The organism is Amycolatopsis sp. CA-128772 (assembly GCF_002904295.1).
In the GTDB taxonomy this organism is placed as follows: Bacteria; Actinomycetota; Actinomycetes; order Mycobacteriales; family Pseudonocardiaceae; genus Amycolatopsis.
The window spans coordinates 1-19,224 of sequence record NZ_PPHG01000031.1; the positions used below are offsets into that span (position 1 = coordinate 1).

Consider the following 19,224-nt stretch of genomic DNA (forward strand, 5'->3'; position numbering starts at 1 on the left):
GCGGCGTTCTCTCGGGGTATAGAAGGTGTGGTGTGTCGTTGCACTGGCCTGTATCTGGGTGGGTGCTGCGATGGTTCTCTGGGGGTGTAGCTCTGTGGCTTCTTGTTGTTGATCAAGAAGGAGCAGAGATACAACGTGCGAACATTCAAGGTGCAGTTGCCGTCGGGCGGTCGGTACTGGACGGTGCTGGACAGTGAGCTGGACGTGGTGCCGGCGGCCGATCGGTATCTGCGCGAGCTGCGGTTCGGCCGAGATCGAGCCGAGTCGACGGTGAAGTCCTACGCCGGCGGCGTGGTGTTGTTCCTGCGGTGGTGCCTACGCACCGGCCGGGACTGGACGACCGCGGCCACCGAGATGGGCCTGTTCATGACCTGGCTGAAATACACCCCGGCCGAGGACCAGGATGTCGTGTGTGGGCCGGGAGCGACGCCGGTGCGTGGGCCGAAGCGGATCAACAGGGTGCTGGTGGCGACGCGAGGGTTCCTGACATTCGCCGTCGCTCAGGGAGAGGCCCCGCAGTGGGTGCTCGGCGTGCTCTACGAGCTGGCCGATGACCGGGACCTGCCCGAGGTCGCACGGGGCGAGGACGCCCGGCTGGCTCACCGGCTGCGCGCCCGGCATCAGCTTCACGAGCCGGAGACTGCGGTGGACCGGGCCAGCGACGAGGAGGTCGTCGCACTGTTTATAGCGTGTCGCTCGGCTCGCGACCGGCTGATCGTGCTGCTGCTGGCCAGGGCAGGTCTGCGCCGGGGCGAGGTCACCGGACTGCGGCGCAGTGACCTGCACCTGCTCCCGGACAGCAGGTCCCTGGGCTGTGAGGTCCAGGGCGCTCACCTACATATCGTGCGGCGGGAGAACAGCAACGGCGCCTGGGCGAAGTCCCGTTACACGCGCTGGGTGCCGGTGGATTTCCTGGTCGTGCGATCGATCGATCAGTATCTGCTCGAACGGCAGGACTGCCCAGCCGCGGCAGAGAGTGACTTTCTGCTGGTCAACCTGTTCCAGCAGCCGTTGGGCAGTCCGGTGACGCCGGATGCGCTCAATGAGCTGTTCGAGATCCTCTGCGCTCGAGCCGGAATCACACGCAGTATCACGCCGCACAAGTGCCGCCACGCGTTCGCCAGTAATCTCGCGGACTCCGGCGCGGCGCTGGACGAAATCCAGAAGCTGTTAGGCCACGTCAGCCCATCCTCGTCCCAGATCTACTTACATCCGTCGAAGGACCGGCTACGCGCCGCAGTCGAGCGCGTCCCCACCCCGCGGACACTGATCGAGGGCGTCCGATGACGGCGACCCTGGCCCTTGCCGCGCCGGGCGCGGACCAGCCGGACGACATCACCGCCGGCCTCTGGGCGGCCACCACCACGGAGTTCCTGGACCTGCTGAGCTGGTCTAGCGACCGGCAGACGGTGACGTTCCCGCAGGCACATCCGCTGCTGGGCTGGAACGAGTGCGCGGTGCTCGGCTGTGATCAGCGGTCGAGCCGGGTCGACGGCTTCTGCTCAGCCTGCAACATCCGTTGGAAGCAGCACGGCCGTCCACCGCTCGAGCGGTTCACCGCGGTCGCTCGCGTCCGAACCCGGCACAACACGATCGAGCTCTGCGCAGTTCCCGAGTGCCAGCGCCCCTGGTCGACCCGCGGTTACGCGCTCTGCAGCACTCACCGCTACCAGCGGGTTTACGTGCTCGACCTGCCGCTGGAGCAGTTCGTCGTTCACCCGGACGTGGTCGGGCTGCCTTCGTTCGGGCCGTGCGACGTCGTTGCCTGCACCCGCGACCGGGTCGGCAAGGGCAACTACTGCCACACCCACTCATTGCGCTGGCGCACCTTCCGACGCCGCAAGGACCTGGCCGAGATCGACGAGCAGCACTGGCGCCGCACCCAGCCGGCCGCGGCGATCGGATGCGAGGTCAGCCTGCGCGGGCTGCCGCCCCGCGTCGTCGCCGAGGTCCTCTACGGCCTGCAGCAACGCACGGCGGAGGGAGTGAAGTCCGAGCACAGCGAGTTCCGGCCGCTCTGCGACCACATCCGCAGCAAGGAACTCAGCTCGGTGGACGAGGTCGATCCTGCTGACCTCTCGCCCGGTTCCCGCGCACTGGGCAACGCGTTCGTGGTCGCGAGCCGACGGCTGCGCCTGAACCCCGAGACCGAACGGCACAAGGACGTCTGGGATGCGACCGTGTTCGGCGCCCGGGGCACCCTACGCTTCACCGGCATCTCCCAGCCCTGGCTGCGGGAAGCCGCGAAAGCCTGGGCGCACGAAGATCTGCCACGCCGACGCGGCGGAGGCGCAGCGAACACCTGCCAGAACAGGATCAACTGCCTCGCTTTGCTGTCTGACAGCCTGCGCCTGCAGCGGGAGGACCGCGGTGAGATTCCCGCCGCGCTGGCACGGGTGGACATCACCAACTTCCTCAACCGGCTGGCCCACCTGCAGGCCGAGGACGACATCAGCGCCTACCAGCGGCTCAACGCCATCCGGAACCTCCGCAAGATGATCGGCGAGATGCGCGCATTGAGCCTGACCAGGCCCGGACGCCCGCTACACGGCCTGCCCGACGACTTCACCATCACCGCCGAGGACATTCCCGACGAGCCCGAGGACTCCGAAGCCGGCAAAGACCTTCCCGTCGAGGTCATGCGGCACCTGTGTTCGCACCTGCAGCGGCTGGAAACCGCGAGCTGCCCGGAGATCCGCATCGCGGTCGAGCTGCTGATCGACACCGGCCGCCGCCCGGACGAGATCTGCCAGCTCAAGCTGGAATGCCTCGAACGCGACGGCGACGGGAAACCGGTCCTGATCTACGACAACATCAAGGCCAACCGGAAGGACCGGCGGCTGCCGATCCCCGGAGCCACCGCGGCGGTCATCGAGAAGCAGCAGCAACGCGTCCGCGACCGCTTTCCTGACGAACCAGCCGGCAAGCTCAAACTTCTGCCCGCTCCGACGAGGAACCCCCACGGCACGAAGTGCATCACCGACAGCTGGGTCTCGGGCCGCCACCGCGAGTGGGTCACCGCGTTCCCCGAGGTCGAGGTCCCGGCCGCGGTCGAGATCGACGGCAAGGTGGTGACGAAGATGCTGCCCTTCGACAAGAAGCGGATCATTCTCTACGCCTACCGGCACACCTACGCGCAACGGCACGCTGACGCCGGAGTCGCCGTCGACGTCCTGCGCGAGTTGATGGATCACCGGGTGCTCGAAACGACGCAGTCGTATTACCGCGTCGGCGAGGAACGCCGGCGGGAGGCCGTCGAGCGGGTCACGACCATGCAGTTCGACCGGCACGGCAACCGCATCTGGCGTGAGGCGAAAGCCCTGCTCGACTCCGAACACGCCCGCCGCGCGGTCGGCGAGGTCGCCGTCCCCTACGGCGCCTGCAGCGAGCCCAGCAACGTCGCCGCCGGCGGACACGACTGCCCGATCCGGTTCCGCTGCGTCGGCTGCGGTCACTTCAGCACCGACGTGTCCTACCTGCCTGACATGCAGACCTACCTCGGCGACCTGCTCCGCAACCGCGAGCGGCTGCTGGCCACCGTCGACGCGGACGAGTGGGCCAAGGCCGAAGCGATGCCCTCGGACGAGGAGATCAAGCGGGTCCGTCGGCTGATCAGCCGAGTCAAGGCCGACCTCGATGACCTCACCGCCGAGGAACGAGCCCAGATCGAGGAGTCCGTTGCCGTCGTCCGCAAGACCCGCAACCGGGTCGTCGGCCTCGGGATCCCGCGCATCCGCCAGCCGCTGCCCGACGTCCGCCAAGAAAGGACAGCATGACCAACCCGATGATCGAGGGGCGGCGCGCGGACTCGGCTCGCCGTCGGCAACGCGTGATCAAGGCGATCAACGCGGCCAGCACCGGCGGCGGCGAGATCAGCGTGTCGGCGATCGCGCGCGCCGCCGGCGTTGACCGGACCTTCCCTTACCGGCATCCGGATCTGCTGGCACTGATACACACCGCCCAAACAGACCCGCCCGCCGGGCGCGGCGGGCCGATGGTCAGTCGGGCATCATTGCAGGCCGACCTCGCCAACGCCCAGGAACGACTGTCTCGGCAGGCTGCCCACGTCAGACAGCTGGAACGCAAGCTCTCCGAGGTCCTCGGGGAGCAGGCTTGGCGCGAATCCGGACTCGGAGATCCCGCGGACATCGACCAGCTCCAACATCGGATCACGCAGTTGGAGCAACAGGTCGTCACCCTGCGAGACCAGGCCGAGGAACGCGATCAAGAACTCGAGGCTGCGCGGACCGCCAACCGGGAGCTCATCGCCAACCTCAACAAACGAGGCTGATCGCAGGCACGATCGCCCTTGCGGGTCGAACCGCGAGGGCGATCGTCCCGCACGTCACGATTGCCTTCAGGCAACGAGCTTATCTACTCTAATTGACCTGAATGACCAACTTCAGAACCAATCGCGAAGGCCAACTAAGCGTCGACAATCGCGCCACTATTGAAGCCCGGCCAAAACTATGCACACGCAGGAGTAACTTCAGTCAACTCGACCGTCGAAGTGACGCAGACGCTATCCGACAAGGCGGTGTTAGTCCACCGCAAGTCGTTCCACTGCGTTGCATCACGTTCCAATCTGTTCCATCTTGTTTCCCGTGTTGCCGAGAACTTGTCCCCGGCTCGCCCTGCCGCCATATAGTCATGGAGCGAGCCCGGACCTAGGGGACAACCTCAACGGGCAGACAGGCAAAGAAAGCTCACCGGCAGACAGGCAAGGGAAGAAGCACCAAGTGGAGACCTAGCTGACTGACTTGATAACCAGATCGATGGCAGAGGAGGGTTCGACATGCTGACAATCGCACACAAGTGCCGCCACCTGGCGCTCCTACTGCTGGACACGGTGCACCCCTCTCCTCTCCTGCTGTCACTCAGGCCAGCAGATTACCTGCACCGCCCGCTCAGGCCAACGACTCGGCGAACAGAAACCGCCTCGACGGACACGCCGCCAGGCATGCTGCTCGGCGGGCCACCAGGAGGCGTTTGCGCAGCTAGAGGCCATCCGGACACGCCACGCTCACGACGCGGCACCGTCCCGCCGGCACGCCAATGGCGCACTGGCTGGCTCAATACGCACCACATGCACGACGGCATCGGGCGACGCTCCCAGTCGCGCCCAGCCCCTCTCTCCGTCAGGGCGCGAGCCTGCAGCATTTTCGCTGTTCAGAAGCCTGTCCGCTGCCCCTAGGATCTCCTGAGCCTTCCTCAGCCCGCCGGATCCCTTGATCTAAGCCTCCGCGCGAGTAGTGTTAAGCATGCGCTCACGCGCGCTGCCCGCAGTCCCGCCAAGCTGCGCGCTTCAACCTCATAGTCTCCCGAGCTCGTCTCTCTGTTGGTCCAGGTGGCGGCATCGGGATTAAGAAGGCCCTCCGACTGCAATCGGGGGGCCTTCGCCATGTCTCCTCTACGTCTTCGCATACAAATGATGCATTACCTCGAGCATGATCGCTCACTTCGACACGCTTCAACAGGCCACACTCAGGCCGCGCTTAGGTTCCTCTAAGCTTTGCGCTTAAGCAAGATCAATTGTCGCTCTTCTGTCAACTTTGCAGACAGCCGTGAGTTACTCTCCAACCATTTGCGTTTGCAACTGAAATCGATTACCTATGACACCACCCGCGCGGACGGCCACGGTTCCGTCTCGACTGCACCGAGGGCGTTACAGGTCGACGCGGAGTATTTGACGGCGACCCCATCGTGCTGGAATGATGCCCTTGAGATCTCCCGCCTTGCAGGGCACTTGATCTCGCCCCCGAAAGGATCATGGGGGCTTCTTCACCCATCTGGCGAACCGACCGCCACCTGGACCACCGAGAAACGAGCAGGAGGGAGGTTCTCATGCTCACCAGATTTCTTTCTGCTTCGCTGGTTTTGATGTTCGTCCTCGCGTTCATCTGGGAAGGGTTGTCCTTCGGCTTCGGCCTGGAGGTCACCCTGGCCGCCGGTTTCACCGCCGGTCTCCTGGCCGCCGAAGTCGTCCGCCGGATCATCGGCGGCGACAAGGGCGGCGGTCCGTCGATCGACGACGGCCCGCAGCACCCGGTCCTGAGCTGAACCAAACGGTGATCGGGGTGGCGCCCTCCGGGCGCCCCCCGGTCCCGCCTCTTCACCGAGGAGCGACATCATGTTTACCAAGCAGCCCGCCTTGCACGAGTCCATCATGGACGAGCTCATCAGCTTCGCGACCGATCTGCGGTGGGTCCGTCGCCTCGCGGGCGACCCCTCCTACCGCGAACTCACGCGCACGATCCCGTGGTCGCCCGCGTCGATCACCCGGAACCTGAGCGGAACCAAGCTTCCCACGTGGAAGTTCGTCGAGCAGTTCCTCCAGGCCTGCGAAGTGGACGACGACGACATCGAGGCAGACTGGAAGCCCCGGTGGGTCACGATCGCAGGCATGATCACCCCGATCGACAGCAAGACGGCGCCGAATCACGCCGCAACTGCGGCGCGGCAGATCGCCGGGCCCGTTCCCGCCGGGGCCGCCTGCGAGATCTGCGGAGCCTGGGTCGTCGACCACGCGAAGCACGACGACTGGCACGAAAGCCTCCTGGCTGAGCGGAAGCCGACGCGGTCTTTCGTTCGACGCCTCGCAGGCTAGACACCACACTGAAGATCAACAGGGCCCCTGCCGGCGCGACCAGGCAGGGGCCCTGTCTTACGTTCCCGGCGGGCTGACCGTCGCCGCCGCCGTCTCCACCTCTCGTCCGCTGCGCTGAAGATCCAGACGGCAGGTCGCCTTGCGCAACACGTGTTGCACTCGGTAGTTTTGCCGCCCAAGGTCTTTGAGCTGCGAAAACTCCCGCTGCACCGCGACGCACTGCCGAAGATCCCCGAGAGAAGCGGCGATGAGCCGGTTGCGGACGAGGAACCGGTGCCGGGCCGGCGGAGTCCCGGGCGGGTACTCGCTGACGACCGCACCGCCGGACAGGACGATCCGTTCCAGCATCTTGACGTGCCCGGCCGGATAGCCGGCATCGACGGCGCAGCCCAGCACGGCAACGGTGACCCCGGACGCGGCGAGCGCGCCCCGGTGCGCAGCCCCGTCGATGCCGTAGGCGGCCCCCGAGAAAACCGGCACACCTCGGCCGGCCAGCGCGTAGGCGAACTCGGCGGCGTGGTGTTCGCCGTATTCGGTGGCGGCACGGGCACCGACCACGGCCACGGCCCGGTCGGCGGCGGTGCCGAGCCCGACATCACCGCACACCCACAAAGCCAGCGGCGGAACGGCTTCGGCCACCCCACGCCGTGCAGCGAGATCGAGCGCGAGAAGCGGCCAGGCCGGCCACTCGTCGTCTTCGGGCACGACCAGCCGAGCACCGGCCTCGGCGGCCCGGGCGAAATCCTGGGCGACGAGGTCGTAGTCCCGTCGCGCCTCGGTCGCTTTCAGCACTTCGGCCGGGCAATCACCACGCCGAACCCGAGCAGCGGCGGCTACCGGCCCATACTCGGCGACGAAGGCAACGAGAGCGGGCGCGGGTGGCTCGGCCACGCGCAGCAGGTAGGCGCGGGCTTGCCGCAACTCGTCGGCGCTCATGTCGCCGCCCATTCCCGGAAGGCCGACGCCGACAGGTGCTCGGGGAGGAACCCGAGCCCAGCCGACGCCCAGTGCAGGACCGCCCGCCACGGCCAGGAATCCGCGCCGGAAAGGGCAACACCGAGCCAACCCTTGTCGACCCGCGCCCGGTCGGCCGACGCGACCGGAGCCGCTACTCGCCCCAGAACCGTGCGCGCTCTGCACAACAGACTCATGCCGCCACCCGCTCGCGGAAGGCCAGGGCCGATCCGACCTGGTCGGCTCCCGGGCGGGACTCGCCGTCCAGGTCCGCCAACGTCCAGGCGATGCGCAGGCAGCGGTCGGCGCCTCGGCCGCTCAAAGCGCCTCGGTCCATGGCTCGGTCGAGCAGAACCGTTGCGTTGGCGGGTAGGGCGAACTGACGACGCAGGGCCGGCCCGGGTACCTCCGAGTTGGACAGCCAGCCGTGCTCGCTCCAGCGTCGGGCCGCGCGTTCACGCGCCGCCAACACCCGCTGACGGACCGGTTCCGATGGCTCCGCCTCGCCGGTGTGGTGCGCGCTGATCGCGCTGAGTGGGCGCAATCGGACTCTCAGGTCGACCCGGTCGAGCAGGGGTCCGGACAGCTTGCCCAGGTAGCGGCGGCGGGCGCTCGGCGAGCACACGCAGTCCGTGTCCTTCGGCGGTGCGCACGCACACGGGTTGGTCGCCAGGACCAGTTGGAAGCGAGCCGGGTAGGTGATCGATCCCTTCACCCGGGAAATGCGCACCTCGCCTTCCTCGAGGACGGTCCGGAGCGATTCGAGGCACTGGCCGCCGAACTCGCAGACCTCGTCGAGGAACAGGACTCCTCGGTGCGCCCGGCTGATCGCGCCCGGCGACGCGATTCCGCTGCCGCCACCGATCAGGGCCGGTACGGAGATCGAATAGTGCGGGGCCACGAACGGGGGCACCGTGACCAGGGGCGAGGACTTCGACAACGAACCGTCTACCGAGTGCACCGCGGTGACCTCCAAGGACTCCTCCTGCGTCAGCTGCGGGAGGAGGCCGGGAAGCCGCTTCGCCAGCATCGTCTTGCCCACTCCGGGCGGACCGGTGAGGAGAAGGTGGTGCCCGCCGGCCGCGGCGACCTCCAACGCCCAGCGGGCCTCCGGCTGGCCGATGACGTCCGCCAGGTCCGGCACGTCCGGCGGTGGTGCCGGGGCGGGTGGCTCCGGACGGGTCAGCTCGGCTTCGCGATTCAGCCATGCCACGAAGTCCCGCAGGTGAGGCGCGCCCGCGACTTCGATGCCGTCCACGAGCGCCGCCTCGACGAGGGAGTCCGTCGGCACCACGGCTCGTCCGTATCCGGCCGCCCGTGCGGCCAGGAGGCCCGGGAGGATGCCGCGGACCGCGCGGATCCGGCCGTCCAAGGCCAGTTCGCCGAGCAACACGGTGCCGAGCAGCCGCGTTGCCGGGACCGCACCCGATGCCGCGAGCACTGCCGCCGCGATGCCCAGGTCGAAGGCGGAACCCATTTTGGGGAGGTTCGCCGGGGACAGGCCGAGCGTGACCTTGCCGTCGGGCCACGGTTGCCCGGAATTGCGCACGGCGGAGCGGACGCGGTCCTTCGCCTCGCGCAACCCGGCGTCGGGCAGGCCCACGAGGGTGATCCGGCTCAGCCCGCCGCCGAGGTCGGCCTCGATCTCGATCACACGGCCGTTGATGCCGAGCAGGCCCGCGGACCAGGCTTTGGCGATGGGCATCAGAACGCCGCCTCGATGTGCTGGAGGCGGGCCTGGGCGCCGGGTTCCGCGAGGATCGTCACCACGTCGTAGCGGACTGGGCACCAGCCGATGCGGAATTCGCGTAGCCAGCGTTGGGCCGCGCGGCGGACGCGGCCCGCCTTCTCTTCCGTGACCGTCTCCGTGGGCAAGCCGAACTCCGTGCCCGAGCGGGTTTTCACCTCGCAGACGATCACCCGGGTGCGGTCGGTGAAGACCAGGTCCAGCTCGCCCTCCCGGCAGCGCCAGTTGCGGGCCAGCAGGACGAGGCCGCGGTCCCGGAGGTAGCGGAGGGCCAGGTCCTCACCCCAGGCGCCCAGGTCGCGGCGGTGTCTTGCGAGTTCGTCGGTGCCCGTCATCGTGTGCGCCCCCTCGGCCGTTCACGTCCGTCACCGGGGCGGTCCCGGCGATCACGGTGCGTGTGCGTTCGACGATGCCAGCGGGCGGCGGGGCTTCACCAGACCCGGATCGCCGACCTGTGGACAACCGGGGTGCTGGGGACAACTCACCCACGGATCGCGGTCGGGACGCCCGGACGGTCGGTGGGGTGTGCTACGCGGCGAGGGCGCACAACGAACCGCGCCGGCTCCCCGAGGGAGAGCCGGCGCGGTCGAAGCGGGAGGTCAGCCCGAGAACGGGCCGTCCTCAGGGAGGCGGAGGTCCGGCTTGTCCAGTTCCTCCACGTTGACGTCCTTGAACGTGATGACCCGGACGTGCTTGACGAAGCGGGCCGGGCGGTACATGTCCCAGACCCACGCGTCGGACATGCGGACCTCGAAGTACACCTCGCCGCCGCCGTCGCGGACCTGGACGTCCACCGCGTTGGCCAGGTAAAACCGTCGCTCGGTCTCCACCACGTACGAAAACTGGCCGACTATGTCGCGGTACTCGCGGTACAGCGAGAGCTCCATCTCGGTCTCGTACTTCTCGAGATCCTCTGCGCTCATGAAATCCGCGCCCCTCCTCGGGATCGTGCTGGTGCTCCGCCGGCAGAGCGTTCATTGTGACCCACACCCGCGGCCGGGGCATGCAGCGGCAGGCTGAGTTGTGGCTCCAATGCCTCGTCGAGGACCGCAGCCAGGCTCGCCGCGCCGGGCGTCTCCAAGGTCTTTTCCAACGCCGCATACGTGAGCAGGACCGGCCGCGCCGGACGCAGGCCGCGCTTGACCGCCACCGTGGCCACGTTCGTGTAGGACCAGCGGTGGACGTCGCTCGGGCCGTGCTCGCGCAGCGCCGCCAGGTGGTCGGACGTGCTGTAGCCCTTGTGCACGTCGAAGCCGTAGTGCGGGAGTTCCTCGTGGTAGCCCGCCATGATGCGGTCTCGCGTCACTTTCGCCAGCACCGACGCGGCCGCGATGCAGGCCACCGAACGGTCGCCCTTGATGACCGCCGCGTTCGGGGCCGTCAGGCCCGGGACGCGGAAGCCGTCGGTGAGGATGTAACCCGGGTGTACGCGCAGCGCCGCCGCCGCCCGGCGCATGGCCTCCAGGTTCATCACCCGGATGCCGTAGAGGTCGACCTCTTCGGTCGGGACGACGATCACCGAGTAGTCGACGGCGCGGGCGAGGACCAGGTCGTAGACCCGGTCACGCGCCTTGGCCGTCATCAGCTTCGAGTCCGTGAGCTCGGTCAGCTTCGCCGCGTCGCCCTGCTTGAGCACGCAGGCCGCGACCACCAGCGGCCCCGCGCACGCCCCGGCGCCGGCTTCGTCCACGCCGGCGACCGGGCCGAGGCCACGGCGGTCGAGCGCGCCCTGCAGACCCCAGAAGAGGTCGCCGCGCACCACGGCTCGCGGTGGCCGGATCGGCTCGGCCGCCGTCAGGGGAACGGGAAGTGTCAAGGCTGGATCACCCGTCTGCCGGCAAGGGTCGGGTGGCTAGGGTTTCCGCCCGGCCGCCCGGCGCAGTCCGGACTTGAGCTTGCGCCCGAGGAACAGCGCCGGCCACGCCGCCGCGATCCCGGCACCCAGCGGAAGCCCGCCCTGCCAGGCCGGCGCGCCCAGCGCCACCGGCTGCGCCGACTCCTGCGGGTTGTGGTCGCTGATCCCACCCCACCGGCTCGGCGGCAGGACGATGATCCGCGCCTTGCCGATGATGTTGTCCACCGGGACCGCACCGTTCACGCCGCCGCCGCCCTGGAACCGGGAGTCGTCGGAGTTGTTGCGGTTGTCGCCCTGAACCCAAACCATCCCAGCCGGCACCTTGACCGGGTCGAAGGTCTTCTGCTCCTGGACGGACGGGTCTTCCCAGTGGATGTACGGCTCGTCGAGCGCCTTGCCGTCCACGATCATCCGGCCCTGCAGGTCGCAGCACTGCACGGTCTGGCCGCCGACCGCGATCACCCGCTTGACGAAGTCGCGCTCGTCCGGCGGAGCGAACCCGACCAGCGAACCGAGACCGCGCAGGCCCTGCACGATGATGTTGCTCGACTCCTGCGGCGCGATCTCGTTGTTGATCCACGCCTGCGGGCCCTTGAACACGATCACGTCACCCGGAGCGGGCTCGGTGAAATCGTAGGTGACCCGGTCGACCAGGATCCGGTCCCCGGTGCACCCGGGGCATCCGTGCAGGGTGGCCTCCATGGAGCCCGAAGGGATCATGAAGACCTTCGCGAGGAATGTCTGGATCAGGATCGTGAGCACCAGGGCGATCACGAGCAGGATCGGCAGTTCCTTCCAGAACGACCGTTTCTTGGCGGGCTTGGCTCGCCGCCGGCGGGATCCCCCGCGCTCCTCGGAACGGGACAGCCTGGGCTTGTCCTCTTCGGAGCGATCGGGGTCATCCTCGGGAGCGTTCTGGGACACGGGTTCGGCCACGTCGTCAGGCTACCGGTAACCGGGTGGTGACTCAGTTAGCCGAGGCCGTCTCGCGGTTCTCGCGGCGCTCCTTGATCTTGGCCTTCTTGCCGCGGAGGTCGCGCAGGTAGTACAGCTTCGCGCGCCGCACGTCACCGCGCTTGTGGACCTCGATCTCGGCGAGGTTCGGCGAGTGCACCGGGAAGGTGCGCTCGACGCCGACGCCGAACGAAACCTTGCGCACGGTGAAGGTCTCCCGGATGCCACCGCCCTGACGGCGGATCACGACGCCCTGGAAGACCTGGTTGCGCTCGCGGTTGCCCTCGATGACGCGGACGTGCACCTTGAGCGTGTCGCCCGGGCGGAAGTCCGGGATGTCGGAACGCAGCGACTGCTTGTCCAGCGCGTCCAGGGTGTTCATCGGTGGTCCGTCCTCGTCTTCGGTATGGCTTGCGTACAGATCCCGGGCGCGCAACGGTGCCGCTGCGGGCGACCCAGGGGGCTGCTGGCGGGCTCGTGGACGACGAGGTCCACTCACGCCAACCTGTCAAGTATTACAGACCGGGATCGGGCCGGGAGAACCGGCCCTCGGCCTGCCCGGAGTCCAAGCCCTCCAGGACCCCGCGATCGTGCTTGTCGAGACTACCTTCCGGCAGCGCGGCCAGGAGATCCGGGCGGCGGCGGGCCGTGCGCTCGAGGGCCTGGTCACGCCGCCAGCGGTCGATCAGCGCGTGGTTGCCCGACCGCAGCACGTCCGGCACGGCCAGCTCCCGCCACACGTCCGGGCGCGTGTAGCTGGGCCCTTCGAGCAGGCCGTCGGAGAACGAGTCCTCGGCGGCCGAACGCGCGTTGCCCAGCACGCCGGGCAGCAGCCGGACGACGGCCTCGACGATGACCAGCACCGCCGCCTCGCCGCCGACCAGCACGTAGTCGCCGATCGACACCTCGTCGACGGGCATCCGGCGGGCCGCGTCGTCGACGACTCGCTGGTCGATGCCCTCGTAGCGGCCGCAGGCGAACACCAGGTGCTTCTCCGACGCGTACTCGTGCGCCAGCTCCTGGGTGAACGGGCGCCCGGCCGGCGTCGGCACGACGAGCCGCGTCCCGGGACGGCAGACTTCGTCCAGCGCCGGGCCCCAGATCTGCGGCTTCATGACCATGCCGGGCCCACCGCCGTACGGCGCGTCGTCGACCGCGCGGTGCACGTCGTGGGTCCAGTCGCGCAGGTCGTGCACGCCGACCTCGATGAGGCCGCGGTCGATCGCCCGGCCCAGCAGCGCGGCGCGCAGCGGGTCGAGGTATTCGGGGAAGATCGTGACGACGTCGATGCGCATCTCAGGCGTCCAGGAGCCCTTCCGGCGGGTCGAGCACGACCCGGCCGCCGGCGACGTCCACGGTGGGGACGATCGCGCGGACGAACGGCACCAGCACCTCGCGGCCGTCGACGTCGAGCTCCAGGAGCTCACCCGCCGGCGAGTGGACGATCTCGACGACCTTGCCCACGACGGTGCCGTCGGCCAGCTCGGCCCGCAGGCCGGCCAGCTCGTGGTCGTAGAACTCGTCGGGGTCCGTGGTCGGCGGCAGCGTGGCCGTGTCGGCCAGCAGCAGCGCACCCCGCAGCGTCTCGGCGACGTCGCGGGTCAGGACCTCCTCGAAACGCACCAGCAGCCGCCCGCTGTGTTCGCGGGCGGCTGCGATGGTGAGTTCCCTCTTGCTGCCGTCACGCAGCTTCGTCGTGACGGCCGCACCGATCTTGAACCGCTCGTCCGGCGAGTCCGTGCGCACGTCCACCGCGAGTTCCCCGCGGATTCCGTGTGCCTTCGCGATGCGGCCTACTACGACGTCCATCCTGACCGTTTCCGAAAAGGCGCTCAGCGGTCGGTGTCGACGACGTCAACGCGGACGCCGCGGCCACCGATGCCACCCATGACGGTGCGCAGGGCGGTCGCCGTGCGACCACCCCGGCCGATCACCTTGCCGAGGTCGTCGGGGTGCACGTGCACCTCGAGCGTGCGGCCACGACGGGTGGTCAGCAGCTCGACCCGGACCTCGTCCGGGTTGTCGACGATCCCGCGCACCAGGTGCTCGAGGGAGTCCGCGAGGAAACTCACTCGGACTTCTCGCCCTCAGCGGCCTCCGCCTTCTCGGCCTCGGCCTTCTTCGGGGCGGACTTCTTCTTCGGCGTGGTGGCCTCGGTGGAGGGCTCCTCGCCGGCCGCGGCCAGCGCCGCGTTGAACAGGTCCTGCTTGGACGGCTTCGGCTCGGCCACCTTCAGGGTGCCCTCGGAGCCCGGCAGGCCCTTGAACTTCTGCCAGTCACCGGTGATCTCCAGCAGGCGCTGGACCGGCTCGGTCGGCTGCGCGCCGACACCCAGCCAGTACTGGGCGCGCTCGGAGACGACCTCGATCAGGCTCGGCTCTTCCTTCGGGTGGTACTTGCCGATCGTCTCGATGGCCTTGCCGTCCCGGCGGGTGCGCGCGTCGGCGACGATGATGCGGTAGTACGGCGCACGGATCTTGCCGAGGCGCTGCAGCTTGATCTTGACGGCCACGGGTGTGGGTTCTCCTCGAGTCTCTCTGGTGCTGGGGTGGGCGCACGCGGGCCGAGTGGGGACACGGACGCGGGCACCCGGAGGTCAGGAGCTTTCGCACGGTGAGAGGGTCCGGCGGAAGCAGGCAGTGACCCATTCTGCCAGACGGCACCCGCGCCACCGGAAAGAGGCTCAGAAAGAGGCCACTCCGAGCGCCCCGAGCAGGATGGTCAGCGCGGGCAGGAAGTTGTTGACCTGGTGCGCGACGATACTGCCCGGCAGCCGTCCGGTGACCAGCCGCACCAGGCCGATCGGCACCGCGATGACCAGCAGCAACGTCGTCCGCAGCGGCTCGAGGTGACTGGCCGCGAACACCGCCGTGGACAGCAGGAACGCCGCGACGCGGCCCCAGCGCTCGCTGCGCCACTGCAGCTGCTCGGCGGCGCCCCAGAGCAGGCCGCGGTAGATGACCTCCTCGCAGATCGGGCCGAGCAGCCAGAGGTAGACGAACATCACGACGGCCGCGGAGATCGACATCCGGCGGTCCTCGACCAGCGCGCTGATCGCCGACGTCGCGTTCGCGTCGCCGACCAGGTGCGTCCACAGGTAGGCCGCGACGGTGGTGAAGACGAGCCCGACGCAGCCGTACCGGACCCCCGTCTTGACGTCGGCCCAGCGCCACTCGAGCCGCAGGTCCACGACGGGCCCGTTGCCGCGCACGTAGGTGATCAGCACGGCCACGCCGGCCGCGATCATCGTCGGCAGCATGGTCCCGAGCAGCACGACGCGCATCGGCAGCGGACCGGGCCCGGTGTCGCCGACCAGGGCGGACACGAAGGCCGCGGACGCCAGCAGCACCACTTCGACGAGGAGGAAGGCCCCGAACCCCCACCGGTGCCGCGGCGGGGACGGCAGGAAGGCGGTCGCGGCGGGCTCCTCGGGCTCGGGGAGCGGCGTCGGGCCGGCAGCCGGGTCCCGGGGCTGGGAAGTGGTCACGCCTTGCCCTCCGCGTCGCTCGGCTCCTGCGTCGAGCCTAGCCGCCGGGATGTGATCGCACAGTATCCGTCCAGCTACTGTCCATCGAACTTCGCAACGATCAGTGCGCGACGAACAGCAGCACCGCGGGCGGCAGGTTGTTGGCCGCGTGGGCGATCACCCCGGCGCTGACCCGGCCGGACAGGTGCCGGGCCAGCCCGATCGCGAGGCCCTGGCCGAACAGCGCGATGGTGCGGGTCGGCTCGCCGTGCAGCTGGGCGAACACCAGCGAGGTGAGCACGAGCACCACCCACGGCGGCACCCGGTGGAACGACAGCGCGTTCCACAGGGTGCCGCGGACCAGCAGTTCCTCGGTGATCGGCGCGCCGGCGATGACGATCACCGCGGCGAGCACCAGCCACACCGTGTCGCCGTCGAAAGTGTCGGCGAGGTCGGTGAGCGGGCTGTCGGAGACGTCGTCGGCACCGTAGACGGCGATCAGCATCAGGTTGAGCAGGTAGCCGACGACCAGCGCGAGCACCCCGCAGGCGAGCCCGATCCGGACGTCGCGCCAGGTCGGCTTGAGCCCGAAGTCCGCGCGCAGGCCGTCGCCCCAGAGCCAGGACGCCGTCGCCGGGCCGAGGCCGAGCAGCAGGTTGGGCACGAAGGCCAGGAGCAGCAGCGGGCCGATGTCACGCAGCTCGAGGGGGTCGAATTCGCCGACGTTGCGGTTGACCGCCGCGGCGATGATCAGGTTGGTCAGGTAGTAGCCGGCGATCCCCGCGAAGAACGCCACGAAACACCAGTGCGCCCCCAGCACGCGCCGTGCGCCGTCGTCGTCCGTCACGCGCTCCACGCTAAAGTGCCGCCCCCGCAAGGAAATCAGCGGGGGTCTAGGCGTAGACGACCCCGCCGAGGACGATGTGCGAAGGATGCCGGAGGACGCCCAGGTCCTTCCGCGGATCCCCCGGGTAGACGAGCAGGTCGGCGGGGGCGCCGTCGGCGATGCCGAGGTGGCCGAGCCAGTCGCGGGCGGCCCAGGACGCGCTCGCGAGGGCCGCCTCGCGCGTCATGCCGGCGCGGTGGAGCGCCTCGATCTCGTCGACGAGCCGGCCGTGCTCGACCATGCCGCCGGCGTCGCTGCCCGCGAAGACGTGTACGCCCGCTTCGATGGCCGAAGCGACCAACCCGCCGACGCCGGCGTGCAACGCGCGCATGTGCGCCGCGTACGCCGGGTACTTGCCCGCCTTGTCCGCGATGCCGGGGAAGTTTTCGATGTTGATCAGCGTCGGGACCAGGGCGACGTCGTGGCGGGCCAGCTCGGTCAGCTGGTCGGCGCTCAGGCCGGTGCCGTGTTCGAGGCAGTCGATGCCGGCCGCGATCAGCCCGGGCAGCGCGGCTTCGCCGAACACGTGCGCGGTGACGCGGGCGCCGTTCTCGTGCGCGACCTTGACGGCTTCGGCCAGGACGTCGTCCGGCCACAGCGGCGCGAGGTCGCCCGCACCGCGGTCGATCCAGTCGCCGACGAGCTTCACCCAGCCGTCGCCGTCACGGGCCTGCCCGGCGACGGCCTCCGGCAGCTGGGCGGGGTCGTCCAGCTCGATCCCCAGGCCGGGGATGTACCGCTTGACCAGCGCGAGGTGCTGCCCGGCGCGGATGATGGTCGGCAGGTCGGCGCGCCGCTGCAGCGGGCGGACGTCGATCGGGAGACCGCAGTCGCGGATGAGCAGCGTGCCCGCGGCACGATCCTGCAGAGCTTGCGCGGCCGCCTCGTCCAGGGACACCGGCCCGCCGACGCCGATACCCGGGTGGCAGTGCGCGTCGACCAGGCCGGGCACGAGGAAGACGTCCCGGCCGAGGCTTTCGGCGTCCGGCACCGGCTCGAACGAGATCCGGCCGCCGGTGATCCACAGCTCCCCCGGCTCGCCGCCGGGCAGGAGCACCCCGGCGGCGTGGAGCGCGGTGCTCAATTGTCCTTGGGGTTCTTCGGGAGCTTGAACTTCGTCGGGTCGAAGCCCGGGACGTCGTTCATGCCGCCGAGCTGCGACAGGTCGGGCATGCCGCCCGGCATCTGCCCGCCCGGGGGCAGCATCGGCATGCCGCCGGGGAAGCCGCCGCGGACCTTGGGCTGCGTGGGGCCGCGCCCCTTCTTGCCCTTCTTGCCCTTGCGAGACTTGGAGCCGCCGCCCCCGCCGCCGAAGCCGAACCGGCCGGCCATCTGGGCCATCATCTTGCGGGCCTCGAAGAACCGGTTGACCAGGTCGTTGACCTCGCGGACGGTGACGCCGGAGCCGTTGGCGATGCGCAGCCGCCGTGACCCGTTGATCATCTTGGGGTCTTCGCGCTCGGCCGGGGTCATGCCGCGGATGATCGCCTGCAGCCGGTCCAGGTGCTTGTCGTCGACCTGGGCCAGCTGGTCCTTCATCTGGCCGGCGCCCGGGAGCATGCCGAGCAGGTTGCCGATCGGGCCCATCTTGCGGACCGCGAGCATCTGCTCGAGGAAGTCCTCGAGGGTGAGCTGGCCGCTCGACAGCTTCTCGGCGGCCTTCTCGGCCTGCTTCTGGTCGAAGGCCTGTTCGGCGTGCTCGATCAGGGTGAGGACGTCACCCATGCCGAGGATCCGCGACGCCATCCGGTCCGGGTGGAAGGTGTCGAAGTCCTCGAGCTTCTCGCCGTTGGAGGCGAACAGGATCGGCTGGCCGGTGACTTCGCGGACGCTCAGCGCGGCACCACCGCGGGCGTCGCCGTCGAGCTTGGTGAGCACGACGCCGCTGAAGCCGACGCCGTCCTGGAACGCCTGGGCCGTGGTCACGGCGTCCTGGCCGATCATCGCGTCGACGACGAACAGGACCTCGTCCGGCTCGACCGCGTCGCGGATGTCGGCGGCCTGCTTCATCAGCTCTTCGTCGACACCCAGGCGGCCCGCGGTGTCGACCACGACGACGTCGTGCTGCGCGCGCTTGGCCTCGGCGATGGCGCGGCGGGCGACGTCGACCGGGTCGCCGACGCCGTTGCCGGGCTCGGGCGCGAAGGTGACGACGCCGGCGCGCTCGCCGACGACCTGCAGCTGCGTGACGGCGTTCGGGCGCTGGAGGTCGCAGGCGACCAGCATCGGCGCGTGGCCCTGCTTCTTCAGCCACAGCGCGAGCTTGCCGGCGAGCGTCGTCTTACCGGCACCCTGGAGGCCCGCCAGCATGATCACGGTCGGCGGGGTCTTGGCCAGGTTGAGCCGCCGCGTCTCGCCGCCGAGGATCGCGACGAGCTCCTCGTTGACGATCTTGACGACCTGCTGCGCGGGGTTGAGCGCCTGGGAGACCTCGGCGCCCTTCGCCCGCTCCTTGATCTTCGCGATGAAGGCCTTGACCACGCCGAGGGCGACGTCGGCCTCCAGCAGCGCGATGCGGATCTCGCGCGCGGTGGCGTCGATGTCGGCGTCGGACAGCCTGCCCTTGCGCGTGAGCGTCTGCAGGGCGGCGGTGAGCCGATCGGAGAGGGTGTCGAACACGGGTGTGCACGCTCCAGCTGGGTCGAGAGTGGCGCGCCGGACCGGGCCGGCTCTGACGAGAGTAGTCGCTCCGGCTCGGTCTCTCCGCGGGTACGCACCCGGTAGTACGCCTACGTTAACTACTGTTCGAACCACT

General features: G+C 69.3%; 19 protein-coding genes and 1 pseudogene. 5 read left to right on the top strand and 15 right to left on the bottom strand.

All coding sequences use genetic code 11. The features are described 5' to 3' along the window. Nucleotides 1-108 precede the first annotated feature (108 nt). From C2L59_RS14850 to C2L59_RS14870, 5 genes are all read left to right on the top strand, one after another. Entirely contained in the window at nucleotides 109-1,287 is a 1,179-nt protein-coding gene (locus C2L59_RS14850) for a site-specific integrase (protein WP_233223440.1), read from the top strand. Continuing rightward, nucleotides 1,284-3,776, top strand: coding sequence for a site-specific integrase (locus tag C2L59_RS48120; protein WP_199199038.1), 2,493 nt, complete (start codon nucleotides 1,284-1,286; stop codon nucleotides 3,774-3,776). The genes C2L59_RS14850 and C2L59_RS48120 overlap by 4 nt, the downstream gene beginning before the upstream one ends. Next, nucleotides 3,773-4,291: a DUF6262 family protein gene (locus tag C2L59_RS14860; protein WP_103349652.1), complete on the top strand. Its 519-nt coding sequence runs from the start codon at nucleotides 3,773-3,775 to the stop codon at nucleotides 4,289-4,291. The genes C2L59_RS48120 and C2L59_RS14860 overlap by 4 nt, the downstream gene beginning before the upstream one ends. 1,553 nt (nucleotides 4,292-5,844) lie before the next feature. Further along, nucleotides 5,845-6,060: a hypothetical protein gene (locus C2L59_RS14865; protein WP_146060324.1), complete on the top strand. Its 216-nt coding sequence runs from the start codon at nucleotides 5,845-5,847 to the stop codon at nucleotides 6,058-6,060. Nucleotides 6,061-6,130: 70 nt separating this feature from the next. Then, the gene (locus tag C2L59_RS14870) at nucleotides 6,131-6,607 is read left to right on the top strand and encodes a helix-turn-helix domain-containing protein (RefSeq protein WP_103349654.1); all 477 of its coding nucleotides are present in this window, start codon (nucleotides 6,131-6,133) and stop codon (nucleotides 6,605-6,607) included. A gap of 240 nt (nucleotides 6,608-6,847) precedes the next feature. On the opposite strand, the pseudogene C2L59_RS14875 reads toward C2L59_RS14870, so the two are convergent. From C2L59_RS14875 to ffh, 15 genes and pseudogenes are all read right to left on the bottom strand, one after another. Beyond that, nucleotides 6,848-7,543, bottom strand: a pseudogene (locus C2L59_RS14875) (DNA-processing protein DprA); the annotation flags it as partial. A gap of 211 nt (nucleotides 7,544-7,754) precedes the next feature. After that, the gene (locus C2L59_RS14880; protein WP_103350099.1) at nucleotides 7,755-9,266 is read right to left on the bottom strand and encodes a YifB family Mg chelatase-like AAA ATPase; all 1,512 of its coding nucleotides are present in this window, start codon (nucleotides 9,264-9,266) and stop codon (nucleotides 7,755-7,757) included. Further along, entirely contained in the window at nucleotides 9,266-9,643 is a 378-nt protein-coding gene (locus tag C2L59_RS14885; RefSeq protein ID WP_103350100.1) for a YraN family protein, read from the bottom strand. Before C2L59_RS14885 ends, C2L59_RS14880 begins: the two co-directional genes overlap by 1 nt. Before the next feature lie 264 nt (nucleotides 9,644-9,907). Further along, nucleotides 9,908-10,231 carry a DUF2469 domain-containing protein gene (locus C2L59_RS14890; RefSeq protein WP_003096226.1) on the bottom strand — a complete coding sequence of 108 codons (324 nt, stop codon included), beginning with the start codon at nucleotides 10,229-10,231 and terminating at the stop codon, nucleotides 9,908-9,910. Then, entirely contained in the window at nucleotides 10,228-11,070 is an 843-nt protein-coding gene (locus tag C2L59_RS14895) for a ribonuclease HII (protein ID WP_103350101.1), read from the bottom strand. The genes C2L59_RS14890 and C2L59_RS14895 overlap by 4 nt, the downstream gene beginning before the upstream one ends. Before the next feature lie 90 nt (nucleotides 11,071-11,160). Further along, on the bottom strand, nucleotides 11,161-12,099 hold the full coding sequence (gene lepB / locus C2L59_RS14900; protein WP_103350102.1) for a signal peptidase I: 939 nt from the start codon (nucleotides 12,097-12,099) through the stop codon (nucleotides 11,161-11,163). A 31-nt stretch (nucleotides 12,100-12,130) separates the two neighbouring features. After that, nucleotides 12,131-12,499 carry a 50S ribosomal protein L19 gene (gene rplS / locus C2L59_RS14905; protein ID WP_013223853.1) on the bottom strand — a complete coding sequence of 123 codons (369 nt, stop codon included), beginning with the start codon at nucleotides 12,497-12,499 and terminating at the stop codon, nucleotides 12,131-12,133. Between the two features lie 133 nt (nucleotides 12,500-12,632). Then, on the bottom strand, nucleotides 12,633-13,412 hold the full coding sequence (gene trmD, locus C2L59_RS14910) for a tRNA (guanosine(37)-N1)-methyltransferase TrmD (protein WP_103350103.1): 780 nt from the start codon (nucleotides 13,410-13,412) through the stop codon (nucleotides 12,633-12,635). Nucleotide 13,413: 1 nt separating this feature from the next. Further along, nucleotides 13,414-13,926 (bottom strand): ribosome maturation factor RimM, encoded by a 513-nt coding sequence (rimM, locus tag C2L59_RS14915; RefSeq protein WP_103350104.1) that lies wholly within the window; start codon nucleotides 13,924-13,926, stop codon nucleotides 13,414-13,416. A gap of 23 nt (nucleotides 13,927-13,949) precedes the next feature. Next, nucleotides 13,950-14,189, bottom strand: a complete 240-nt coding sequence (locus tag C2L59_RS14920) for an RNA-binding protein (protein WP_003103110.1) — start codon at nucleotides 14,187-14,189, stop codon at nucleotides 13,950-13,952. Beyond that, complete coding sequence (rpsP, locus tag C2L59_RS14925) at nucleotides 14,186-14,629, bottom strand: 30S ribosomal protein S16 (RefSeq protein WP_103350105.1); 444 nt, start codon at nucleotides 14,627-14,629, stop codon at nucleotides 14,186-14,188. The genes C2L59_RS14920 and rpsP overlap by 4 nt, the downstream gene beginning before the upstream one ends. Nucleotides 14,630-14,800: 171 nt before the next feature. Then, entirely contained in the window at nucleotides 14,801-15,604 is an 804-nt protein-coding gene (locus C2L59_RS14930) for a CPBP family intramembrane glutamic endopeptidase (RefSeq protein WP_103350106.1), read from the bottom strand. Between the two features lie 100 nt (nucleotides 15,605-15,704). Continuing rightward, nucleotides 15,705-16,430, bottom strand: a complete 726-nt coding sequence (locus C2L59_RS14935; RefSeq protein WP_103350107.1) for a CPBP family intramembrane glutamic endopeptidase — start codon at nucleotides 16,428-16,430, stop codon at nucleotides 15,705-15,707. A gap of 46 nt (nucleotides 16,431-16,476) precedes the next feature. Continuing rightward, complete coding sequence (locus tag C2L59_RS14940) at nucleotides 16,477-17,553, bottom strand: amidohydrolase family protein (protein WP_103350108.1); 1,077 nt, start codon at nucleotides 17,551-17,553, stop codon at nucleotides 16,477-16,479. Then, a complete protein-coding gene (ffh, locus tag C2L59_RS14945) occupies nucleotides 17,550-19,088 on the bottom strand; it encodes a signal recognition particle protein (protein ID WP_103350109.1) in 1,539 nt (512 codons plus the stop codon). The genes C2L59_RS14940 and ffh overlap by 4 nt, the downstream gene beginning before the upstream one ends. Between the last annotated feature and the right edge of the window lie 136 nt (nucleotides 19,089-19,224).